This is a genomic window from uncultured Sphingomonas sp. (assembly GCF_937859915.1).
Classification (GTDB): Bacteria; Pseudomonadota; Alphaproteobacteria; order Sphingomonadales; family Sphingomonadaceae; genus Solisphingomonas.
In genome coordinates this window covers 22661-33472 of sequence record NZ_CALMAW010000046.1, presented here as the reverse complement: position 1 = coordinate 33472, position 10812 = coordinate 22661, and the positions used below count along the sequence as shown (strand labels likewise).

Genomic DNA, 10812 nt, shown 5'->3' with positions numbered 1-10812 from the left:
GCATGCGCGTGACGTTGTCGGTGAGCAACCTGCTCGACACCCGCCAGCGCGTCCGCGACGCGGCCGGCGCGACGCCGCTCGCCTATCAGCCCGACTATCTCGATCCGCTCGGCCGCACGGTGAAGATCAGCCTGCGCAAATTGTTCTTCTGACGTCGCGGTACGCGGTGGATGCCGTTGCCGACAGGTTCATGTTCGACCCCGTATGAGGATGGGTATGATGAAGATCGCACCGCTTGCCGCCCTGATCGCCTTTCTGGTCGCACCGGCCGCCGTGATAGCGCAGGCGCCGCCCATGGCGGCCGCCGCACCGGCTGACGCGTCGTCCGCCGCCCCGCCCGCCGAGGGCGGCAGCATGACGCTGGCGCAGTTTCAGGCGCGCAATGCCGCGCGCATGATGGCCGCCGACACGGATGGCGACGGCCGGATCAGCCTCGCCGAGTGGACCGCGCAGATGAGCGGCCGGCGCGGCGGCGGTGGCGGGTTCGATCCGGCGGCGATGTTCGCACGGATGGACGCCAATCATGACGGCGTCCTCGACAAAAGCGAGATCGATGCGGCGTCGGCCGAGCGCTTCCGCCGAATGGATACCAACGGCGACGGCGTGATCACCCCCGACGAGCGTATGGCGGCGCGCGGCGGCGCGGGGCGTCATGCCGGTCGCGGTGGACGTGGCGATGCGCCGTCGACGCCACCGCCGGCGACGGGCTCGCCGCAGAGCTGAGACGCGCGGGCGTAGAAGCGAATAGAGGATCGAACATGTCGACGCTCCCGCTGTCTCCCGCCGCGATCGCGCTCAACCGCTTCGGCCTCGGCGTGCGCCCCGGGGACGCGCTGCCCGACGATCCGAAGCACTGGCTCCACGCCCAGTTCGACCGCTTCGACGAGAAGCCCGCGGTCTTCGCCGCACTCGCCGATGCCGGCGCGCTGCTCCAGAATTATCAGGACCAGCAGCGCGCCGCGCGGCAAATGGTGCCCGTTACGCTGCCGCACCCGCCCGCCGCGCCGACCCTGTCGGCGATCCCGAGACCCGCGGGACTTCAGCCGCCGACCGCGAGTGGCGCCGCGCCCTCCCCCAATGCGATGCGCGCCGCGATCCGCCAGGATTTCGGGCAGGATGCCCAAGCGCTGTACCGCGCCGCGATCCAGGCGCGGATGCAGAGTGCGCTGCAGACCGACGCGCCGTTCGTCGAGCGGATGGTGCATTTCTGGTCGAACCATTTCTGCGTCTCGGCCGACAATACCCAGACCACCGCCTTCGTCGGCGCCTTCGAGCGCGACGCGATCCGCCCGCATGTGCTCGGCCGCTTCGAGGACATGCTGATCGCGGTCGAGCAGCATCCCGCGATGCTGATCTATCTCAACCAGATCAATTCGGCCGGTCCCAACAGCCCCTTCGCGCTCGGCGTCGCCAGGCGCAATCCCGCGAAACGCCCCGGCCTGAACGAAAATCTCGGGCGCGAGATCATGGAGCTGCACACGCTCGGCGTCCGCTCGGGCTATAGTCAGACCGACGTCACCGAATTTTCCCGCGCGCTGACCGGCTGGTCGGTGGGCGGCGCGCTCGCCGGCGGACGGCGCGACGCGACCTCGCCCGACACCTTCTTCTTCCGCGCGCCTCTGCACGAGCCCGGCACGCGGACGATCGTCGGCAAGACCTATGATCAGCCCGACGACGGCCAGGCGCGCGCCGCACTGGTCGATTTCGCCGCCGCGCCCGCGACCGCGACTCACGTCGCGACCAAGCTTGCGCGCCACTTCGCCGGCGACGCCCCGCCCCCGGCGCTGGTCGCGCGGCTCGCCGCATCCTACACGCGCCACCGCGGCAGCCTGCCCGAACTCTACCGCACGCTGATCGCCTCGCCCGAGCCGTGGGTGCGGACCCCGCAAAAGTTCAAGACGCCGTGGGAGTGGACGGTGTCGGCGCTGCGTGGGCTGGGCCGCACCGATCTCGGGCAGATGCAGGTCGCGGGCATGCTCGGCCAGCTCGGCCAGCCGGTGTGGAAGCCGGGGTCGCCTGCGGGCTATGACGACATCGCCGCGAGCTGGGCGGCACCCGACGCGCTGCTCCGCCGCGTCGAGCTGGCGCAGCGGCTGGTCGCGCCGATCGGCGACCGGCTCGATGCGCGCGATCTCGGCCCCAGACTGATCCCGGCGAGCTTCTCGCCCGCCACCGCCGACCAGGTCGGCAAGGCCGAGAGTCCGGGCGCGGCGCTGGCGCTGCTGCTCGTCTCGCCCGATTTCCTGAGGAGATAGATGATGCTGCTCCCCCGCCGCCGCTTCCTCTCCTTCGCCGCGCTGGGGGCCGGCGCCTTCTGGGTGTCGCCGCGCATGGCGCTCGCCGCGGTCGAGACCGAGCGGCGCTTCGTCTTCATCATCCAGCGCGGCGCCGCCGACGGGCTCAACATCGTCTCGCCCTATGCCGATCCCGCCTATGCCAGCCTGCGCGGCGCGCTGGCGATCGATCCGGCCAAGGCGATCAAGCTCGACGGCACATTCGCGCTGCACCCATCGCTGGTCCAGATCGGGCAGATGTACGCGCAGCATCAAGCGCTGTTCGTCCATGCGGTCGCCTCGCCCTATCGCGACCGCTCGCACTTCGACGGGCAGCATGTGCTCGAGACGGGCGGGACCGCGCCCTATCAGGTCGGCGACGGCTGGCTCAACCGGCTGGTCGCGATGCTGCCCCGCGCGCGCGACGAGGCCATCGCCTTCGCCTCGACGGTGCCGATGGCGCTGCGCGGCGCCGCCGACGTCACCTCCTATGCGCCCTCCGCGCTGCCCCAGCCCTCGGACGACCTGCTGCTTCGCGTCGGCCAGCTCTATGCCGGCGACGGGCAGCTTGGTCCGCTGTGGAATGCGGCGCTGGCGGCACGCGGGCTCGCCGGCGGCGCCAGCGCCAGGCAGGATCCGGCCAGCCTCGGCAAGCTCGCCGCGGGCTTCCTCGCCAAGCCGCAGGGGCCGCGCATCGCGATGATCGAGACCGGCGGCTGGGACACCCACACCGGACAGGACGGCCGGCTGAGCGCCCAGCTCAAGGCGCTCGACATGATGGTCGCGGCGCTGCGCGACGGGCTCGGCCCGGTCTGGGCGCAGACCACGGTGCTGGTCGCGACCGAATTCGGGCGCACCGCGGCGGCAAACGGCACCGGCGGCACCGACCATGGCACGGGATCGGCCGCGATGCTGATCGGTGGCGCCGTGCGAGGCGGCCGCGTCGTCGCCGACTGGCCTGGGCTTTCGGCCGCCAATCTCTACGAGAATCGCGACCTGCGCCCGACCGCCGGGCTCGACGCGGTGATCGCGGGTGCCGCGGCCGAGGGGCTCGGGCTCGATCCCGACCAGGTCGGGCGCCGCCTGTTCGCCCAAGGCGGCGGGCGCCCCGTGACCGGCCTCGTCACCTGATTTGACCGTTTCGGGTCTGGGGTCCATTCAGGCGCCATGAAACATTATCAGCAGGACCTGCGCGGCCTCCAGCTCGCGCTGCTCAAGATGCAGCAGGCGCATCTCCACAATGGCGATCGCACCGTCGTCGTGCTCGAGGGCCGCGACGCCGCCGGCAAGGACGGCACGATCAAGCGCATCACCGAGCATCTCACCCCGCGCGCGACGCGCGTCGTGGCGCTCCCCAAGCCGTCCGACCGCGAACTCGGGGAATGGTATTTCCAGCGCTACGTCCGGCATCTGCCGACTGCGGGCGAGCTCGTGATCTTCAACCGCAGCTGGTACAACCGTGCCGGCGTCGAGGTGGTGATGGATTTCTCGAGCAAGGCGCAGCAGGCCGAATTCCTGCGCGACGCACCCGAATTCGAACGGATGCTGGTCGAAAGCGGGATCAAGCTGATCAAGATCTGGCTCGACATCGATAAGGCCGAGCAGAAGAAGCGGCTGGCGGCTCGCCACGACGATCCGCTCAAGGCGCTCAAGATCTCGGGCATGGACCAGGTCGCGCAGGACAAGTGGAAGGCCTATTCCAAGGCGCGCGACACGATGCTCGCGCGCACCGACACGCCGCTCGCGCCCTGGGTCTGCGTGCGCGCCGATCACAAGAAGCCGGCGCGACTGGCGGTGATGCGCCACATCATCCGCGAGGCGGCGCCGCATCATGTTTCGGCGGATGTCGACGGGCCCGATCCGGCGATCCTGTTCCCCTATTCGGCGACAGCCATCGACGAGGGGTTGCTGGCGAAATAGGGCGGCCACCCTTAAAGCCCTCTCCCCCAGGGAGAGGGTTGGGTGAGGGGATCCAGCCTCAGAGGTGGGACGCGACGCTTGCGCGTCGCTCCCCCTCACCCCGACCCTCTCCCCGCCGGGGAGAGGGGGGATGACCTTCACGCCGCCGCGCGCACCAATCCCTCCAGCGTGCGCACGTCGACCGGCGGCGCGCAGAGGAAACCCTGGTAGATGTTGCAGCCGGCGCGGGCGAGCAGGGTCAGCTGCTCCTCGGTCTCGACGCCTTCCGCGACCACCGACAATCCGAGCGAGCGCCCCATGTCGATCACCGAGCGCACGACGATACGGTCGCGCGGGCTACCGGCGATGTCCTGCGCGAGCCGGCGGTCGATCTTGATCGTGTCGAGCGGCAGCGCTTTCAGATAGGCGAGGCTCGAATAGCCCGTGCCGAAATCGTCGATCGCGACGCGCAACCCGCCCGAGCGCAGCCCGGCGAGCAGGTCGGCGGCGGCGGCGAGGTCCTCCATCAGCCCGCTTTCGGTGACCTCGATCGTGAGCCGGTCGCGCAACCCCGATTCGCTGGCGAGCGCGAGGATGCGCGCCGAGAAACCGGGTTCGGCGATGTCCGCGGCGGTGACGTTGACCGCGACGCGGAGCGTGGCGAGCACGCCGGTCCACGCCGCGGCGATCCCGATCGCCTTGCGCTGGACGTGGTTGGAGAGCTCGATCAGATAGTCCGAGCGCTCGGCGGCGGCGAACAGCGCTTCGGCGCCGAGCTCGCCGAGCAGCGGGTGGCGCCAGCGCGCCAGCGCCTCGACCCCGACGATCCGCCCGGTCGGCACCGAGACCTGCGGCTGCCAGAGGATCTCGATCCGGTCCTCGTCGAGCGCGAGGCGGAGATCGAGTTCGAGCCGGCGCTCCTCGGCCTGGCGCGACTGCTCGCCCTCGGTGAACACGCGGACGCGTGCGGTCTCGCCGTCGCGGGCGTCGGCAAGCGCCAGGCTGGCGTGGCGCAGCAAGTCGCCCGCATCGCCGCCGCCCGGCTCGGTGGTCGCGATGCCGACGCGCGCGTTGAGGGTCACGACATGCTCGCCCGCGACGAACGGCCGCCCGATTGCCTCGAGCAGTTCGCCCGACAGCAATTCGGCCTCGTCGAGAGTCGCGGGATCGGGCAGGCCGATCGCGAATTCGGCGCCGGCCAGCCGCGCGATCAGCCGGCGCCGGCCGTTGCCCGCGCTGGCCAGCCGCTCGATCCGGCGCGCCACCGAGCGGATGATCGCATCGCCGACGCTGCGCCCGAAGGCGGCGTTGACCATGTCGAAGCGGCTGAGCCCGATCACGACCAGGATCGGCCCCTGCCCCGCCGCCAGCCGCGCCTCGATCCAGCGGCGCGCACCATGGCCGTCGTCGAGCCCGGTCAGCGAATCGCGCGGGCTCGCATCCGATCCGGGGCGCTTGCCGTCGAGCGGCTCGACATGGCCGACGACGATGCCGTCCTCGAGCATCAGATGATGGGCGATCCGCCGGCCGTCGAGCGCATTGTGCGCAAAGGGCGCGATCCCGCCCTCGTCGCGCAGCCGACCGACCGCCTGCAGTGCCGCGCGCATGCCTCCGCGGCCGAGCAGCCGCTGCGCCTGGCTGCGCGTCACCTCGGCGGACGCGTCCGACAGTCCGCCGGCCTGGGCGAGCGCGGCACTGATCGTCAGCGTCGACGGATGCGCCGGCGACCAGCGCCACGTCATCGATTCGCTCGCCACCAGCTTGGCGCGCCCCGCCGCGGCACGGTGCCCGCCCGCCAGCCGCTCGGCATGACGCGCGGCGAAGCGCAGCGCTTGCGCGAACTCGCCCTCGGCAAAGGGCGCGGCCAGATAGTGCGTCGCGCCGGCTTCGTAGGCGGCACCGACCGCGGAGGCCTCGCGGCGCCCGATCAGCAGCAGCAGCGCGGCGCCATTGGTCTGCACCGCGTCGGACAGCACGCGCGCGGCCGCCAGGCCCTCAGCGAGCGTGTCGCGCGCGTCGATCACCACGACCGCGGCGCCGCTTGCCAGGAAGCGCCGCTCGAGCCCGTCGCTGCGCCGCGCGGCGATCGCGGCCCAGCCCGCGCGCTCCGCCATGTGCGCGAGTTCGTCGCGCTGGCGGAACGACAGCAGGCACAGCGGCGCCGATCCGGCCGGGGCGTCGTAAGTCGTCGGAATCACAGAATCTCCCGATCGGGCATGGCACTCGATGCCCGATCGCCGCCACGCTAGCCGCCGCAATGCCTCCCGCCAACGGGCATCGTTGTCGCGCTGTCCCGCCGCGGGCGCTCGGCCGGCCTTGCCGATGGTCCCCGCAGCCCCTAGCTCAGGCGCATGACGACGCTTGCTCCTCCGATCACCGTGCCGGCGGGCGCCCCGTCGATGCGCGACGCGTTCGGTCGGCGGATCGACTATCTGCGCATCTCGGTCACCGATCGCTGCGACCTGCGCTGTCGCTATTGCATGAGCGAGACGATGCGCTTCCTGCCGCGCGACGAGCTGCTCACGCTCGACGAGCTCGCCGACGTCGCCGATGCGTTCGTCGCGCGCGGGGTCAAGCGGATCCGGCTGACCGGCGGCGAGCCGCTGTCGCGACGCGGCCTGCCCGATCTGGCGCGCGCGATCGGCCGGCATATCGCGACCGGCGCGCTCGACGAGCTGACGCTGACCACCAACGCGACCAAGCTCGCCGATCATGCCGAGGCGCTCGCCGCCGCGGGGGTGCGCCGGATCAATGTCAGCCTCGACAGCCTCGACCCCGACCGCTTCCGCCACATCACGCGCACCGGCGACCTCGCGCAGGTGATGACCGGCATCGCGGCGGGCAAGGCGGCCGGCATCGCGATCAAGATCAACATGGTCGCGTTGAAGGGCTTCAACGAAGACGAGATCGTGCCGATGCTGCTGTGGTGCGGCGAGCAGGGGTTCGAACTGACCCTGATCGAGACGATGCCGCTCGGCGTCGTCGACGAGGATCGCACCGACCGCTATCTGCCGCTCGATGGCGTGCGCCGTGATCTCGAGCAGCGTTTCACATTAACCCCGGACGCGCATCGCAGCGGCGGCCCGGCACGCTATGTCCGGGTCGCGGAAACCGGCGGCCGGCTCGGGCTGATCACGCCGCTGACCGATAATTTCTGCGAAGGCTGCAACCGTATGCGCGTGACCGTCCAGGGCCGGCTGACGATGTGTCTCGGCCATGCCGACGACGTCGATCTCAAGCAGGCGCTGCGCGGCGGCGGCCGGGCCGCGCTCGACGCGGCGATCGACGAAGCGCTGTTCCGCAAGCCCGAGCGTCATCATTTCGAGATTGCCGGGCGCGGCGCGGCGCCCGCGCTCGCGCGTCATATGAGCGTCACCGGCGGATGAACGCCGCGTCATGACCGACCGCAGGGGCCGCGACGAGCGGCGCGAACTCCGCAAGCTGGCGGTCGTCGCCTCGCCGACGCCGGCCGCGCGCGCCGCCGAGGCGGAACTGCGCCAGCGCTACGAATGCGTCGACATCGGCGAGGCCGACGTGGTGATCGCGCTCGGCGGCGATGGCTTCATGCTGCAGACGCTGCACACGATGCTCGACCGGCACGAGATCCGCCCGGTCTTCGGCATGAACTTGGGCACAGTCGGCTTCCTGATGAACGAGTGGCGGCTTGATGCCCTGCCCGATCGTCTCGCCCGCGCACGCGCCTTTTCGGTGACGCCGCTGCGCATGGAGGTGGTCACCATCGACGGCGAGCATTTTTCGAGCCCTGCGATCAACGAGGTCTCGCTGCTGCGCGAGACCCGCCAGACCGCGTGGATCGAGGTCAGCGTCGATGGCCGCGTGGTTCTGCCCGAACTGGTCTGCGACGGTGTGATGGCGGCGACCGCGGCCGGCTCGACCGCGTACAATCTGTCCGCGCAGGGGCCGATCCTGCCGCTCGGCTCCGGCCTGGTCGCGCTCACCCCGATCAGCGCCTTCCGGCCGCGGCGTTGGCGCGGCGCGATCCTGCCCGAGACCGCCAAAATCTCGTTCCGCGTTGTCGACCCGGTCAAGCGCCCGGTCAGCGCGGTCGCCGACCAGCGCGAGATTCGGGACGTCTCGACGGTGGCGATCTCGATCGACCGCTCGATCGCACTGACCTTGCTGTTCGACCCCGAGCACGCGCTCGACGATCGCATCACGATGGAGCAATTCGCGGTGTGACGACTGTTTTGCGGCTGCGGCGCGACGGGGGTTGCAACCGCCCCCGACCTGTTGCATAGGCCGCGCCTCGCCCGGCAACGGGCATGTTCCTCGGTAGCTCAGTGGTAGAGCGTTCGACTGTTAATCGAATGGTCGCAGGTTCGAATCCTGCCCGGGGAGCCATATTTTCGCGGATACGCCCGGGGGCCGACCGCACGGCTTAGCGTCGAGCGAGACGCGCTCCGGCGTGGTCGGATCCGCGCTTCAATTGCCATGATCGACGCTGTGAACGCCGACCGGCTGGCTGGCTGGGCGCGAGCCGGATGCCAGCGCCCGTTCGTCCGCGGTCGCCCCGCTGATCATCCGCCGCGGCCTTCCCGGCGCTACCGAATTTGGTCACCGGCGGAGCGCATAGACGCCGCGCGACATTCCGGCGGCCCTGTTCAGTGGCCGCAAATGATTGGCAGACCCGCCTTCTTTACTTTGCAAATTGACTGCGCGTACATGTATCGTATCGGGATTATGTCAAAACGAATATTGTTATCCTGGAATTCCTCCTCACCGGACAGTATTAAATCGAAAACAAAAATCCGTCTCCGTGGAGAGGGGGAACGATGTTGGAGGAGTATACGGATCCCTATTCGGACGACCCGCATGATGATGTGGAACCGTCCGACCGAAAATTGCGGTGGCGACCGTATCGCGAGCGATCGCAGGGGCTGGATCGTAAATTTGCGAAAGGTGCGGTGATCGGCACCCCGATCAGCCTGCTGCTATGGTATCTGATCCTGCGGTTCCTGCATCTCGTCTAGCATGCGCCGCGCCTGAAGCAGATGCGGGACGCCGGTGTCCGGCAGGGCTTCGACGCGCGTCTGGAGGCCAATCCTGAACGGAGCGGTGCGCGTCCGCCGCGCAGGCGGTCGAGCAGAACGGCATCAGGGCGAAAGCGCTGGCGGCAGCGGGGCAAGCGGTGGCAGTATCGGCCGCTTCGAGGGAGATATCCGCCATGTCGAAGACCCGATACGCTCTGCTGGCCGCGTTGGTCGCGGCGCCTACCGCCGCACCGGCGCAGGTCGCCGCGCCGCTGTCCCCCTATCCACAATGTCAACCGAACAAGGCCTCGACAAGCGCGCCCTGCACCTGCGGCGTGCGACCGTCGACGGTCTGTCCGAGCGGTTCCTGGTGCAGCTTCACCCCGGAAGGCGCACCGATTTGCAGCCGCCGCCGGCCGCTGCACTGACAGGGTCGGCCGCCGTGCACGGATACTGCAGATGGGCATGCATCGGGGCACCGATCCGAGCGTTGGGAAGGGATGCCGACCAAAGCCCTTATCGCCGCCGCTGCGGGCCTCCTCGGCGCGAGCGTGTCGCCCGCCGCATCGGTAGAACAGTTGCAGGGGGAACGCCGCGTGCTGATCGTCGCGGCGCCGATGACCGGAGACGCGCGTCTCGCGACGCAGCGCCGGATGCTCGCCGGCTGGGCGCGGGGGGCCGCCGATCGCGATGTTACGCAGGTGACGATCCTCGGCGACACGGTCACGGGTGCCGATGACGATGCACAGGCGTTGCGGCGCCGATACCGGCTCGCCGCCGGCGCCTTCGCGGTCGTGCTGATCGGCAAGGATGGCCATGAGGCCTTGCGTTCGGATCGGCCCGTGGTCGCTCGGGCGCTTGAAGCAACGATCGACGCGATGCCGATGCGACGCGCCGGTCAGCGTTGATCGAGGATGGCGGGCGAGATGCGGGCAGCGCCATGCTCTTCGGCGCCGCCCGCACGACGGCCCTGACCATATCAGCGACGCGAGAAGGTGACGCCCTGCTTGGACCATTCGTCGACGCTGTGGCATTCGGTCTGCGGGATCATCGTACCGGTTACGGCGTCGCTGCGCAGACAATAGTTGCCGGTCTTGTGGTCGATCGTCACGATCGGCTGGACGCCGGTGTCGGCCATGGCGGCGACGGCACCGGTGGTGAGCAGGACGGCGGCGGCGGCATATGCGACGGTGCGGAACATGCGAACGTCTCCCTTGTCGTTTTTCGTGCGGCGGGCCATTCCCGCCGACGCACCGTACTTTGCACGCGGCGTGCCAACTTGATCGAAGCCCGTTTCACTTCGTCTTTAGCCACCAAGCCTCTGCGGATTTCGTGAAAAGCCGCCGGCTGTTGGCAGGATGAGCCTATCATTGGCTCCGCACGCCACGTCCGGGCGAGCATGTCGGTGGCGACGGCGATCCGCGAGCGTCCGGTTCCGGACAGCGTCTGTCCGCCGGCGGACGCACGCCAGCCACGCGATGGCCACATAGCAGCACCCCGTTCACCTGAGCGCCATCTTGCTGGTCCTAGGAACACGCCTGCGTCGGTTCCCCCCTTCCGGCGCACCCCGAACTTGGCCCCACCGTGATACGCTCCGGTGGGGTTTTTTTGTGGTCCGCGCGCCGGCTGCGTCGGCCGATGGCGCCGCG

9 protein-coding genes, 1 tRNA gene and 1 pseudogene (1 of these 11 running past the window's edge) are annotated in these 10812 nt (G+C 69.9%); 9 read left to right on the top strand and 2 right to left on the bottom strand.

All coding sequences use genetic code 11. The annotated features are described in order from the left end of the window. From Q0326_RS06685 to ppk2, 5 genes and pseudogenes are all read left to right on the top strand, one after another. Positions 1 to 152, top strand: a pseudogene (locus tag Q0326_RS06685) (TonB-dependent receptor); its annotated part reaches 382 nt to the left of the window's first position; the annotation flags it as partial. Positions 153 to 219: 67 nt separating this feature from the next. Next, positions 220 to 723, top strand: a complete 504-nt coding sequence (locus tag Q0326_RS06680; RefSeq protein ID WP_298688426.1) for a signal transduction protein — start codon at positions 220 to 222, stop codon at positions 721 to 723. 35 nt (positions 724 to 758) lie between these two features. Further along, complete coding sequence (locus tag Q0326_RS06675; RefSeq protein ID WP_298688424.1) at positions 759 to 2255, top strand: DUF1800 domain-containing protein; 1497 nt, start codon at positions 759 to 761, stop codon at positions 2253 to 2255. 3 nt (positions 2256 to 2258) lie between these two features. Further along, positions 2259 to 3404 carry a DUF1501 domain-containing protein gene (locus Q0326_RS06670; protein ID WP_298688430.1) on the top strand — a complete coding sequence of 382 codons (1146 nt, stop codon included), beginning with the start codon at positions 2259 to 2261 and terminating at the stop codon, positions 3402 to 3404. A gap of 36 nt (positions 3405 to 3440) precedes the next feature. Further along, positions 3441 to 4193, top strand: coding sequence for a polyphosphate kinase 2 (gene ppk2 / locus Q0326_RS06665; RefSeq protein WP_298688423.1), 753 nt, complete (start codon positions 3441 to 3443; stop codon positions 4191 to 4193). A 137-nt stretch (positions 4194 to 4330) separates the two neighbouring features. Here the strand turns inward: ppk2 and Q0326_RS06660 are convergent, their stop codons facing one another. Beyond that, positions 4331 to 6370, bottom strand: coding sequence for a bifunctional diguanylate cyclase/phosphodiesterase (locus Q0326_RS06660; protein ID WP_298688421.1), 2040 nt, complete (start codon positions 6368 to 6370; stop codon positions 4331 to 4333). 153 nt (positions 6371 to 6523) lie between these two features. On the opposite strand from Q0326_RS06660, the gene moaA reads away from it, so the two are divergent. From moaA to Q0326_RS06640, 4 genes are all read left to right on the top strand, one after another. After that, positions 6524 to 7558, top strand: a complete 1035-nt coding sequence (moaA, locus tag Q0326_RS06655; RefSeq protein ID WP_298688419.1) for a GTP 3',8-cyclase MoaA — start codon at positions 6524 to 6526, stop codon at positions 7556 to 7558. Between the two features lie 10 nt (positions 7559 to 7568). Further along, complete coding sequence (locus Q0326_RS06650; protein ID WP_298688417.1) at positions 7569 to 8372, top strand: NAD kinase; 804 nt, start codon at positions 7569 to 7571, stop codon at positions 8370 to 8372. An 87-nt stretch (positions 8373 to 8459) separates the two neighbouring features. Then, positions 8460 to 8534 (top strand) — tRNA-Asn (locus Q0326_RS06645). 1129 nt (positions 8535 to 9663) lie between these two features. Next, positions 9664 to 10071, top strand: a complete 408-nt coding sequence (locus tag Q0326_RS06640) for a DUF4174 domain-containing protein (RefSeq protein WP_298688415.1) — start codon at positions 9664 to 9666, stop codon at positions 10069 to 10071. A gap of 71 nt (positions 10072 to 10142) precedes the next feature. Here Q0326_RS06640 and Q0326_RS06635 read toward each other — a convergent pair whose 3' ends face one another. Then, positions 10143 to 10364 (bottom strand): hypothetical protein, encoded by a 222-nt coding sequence (locus Q0326_RS06635; RefSeq protein ID WP_298688413.1) that lies wholly within the window; start codon positions 10362 to 10364, stop codon positions 10143 to 10145. Positions 10365 to 10812 lie beyond the last annotated feature (448 nt).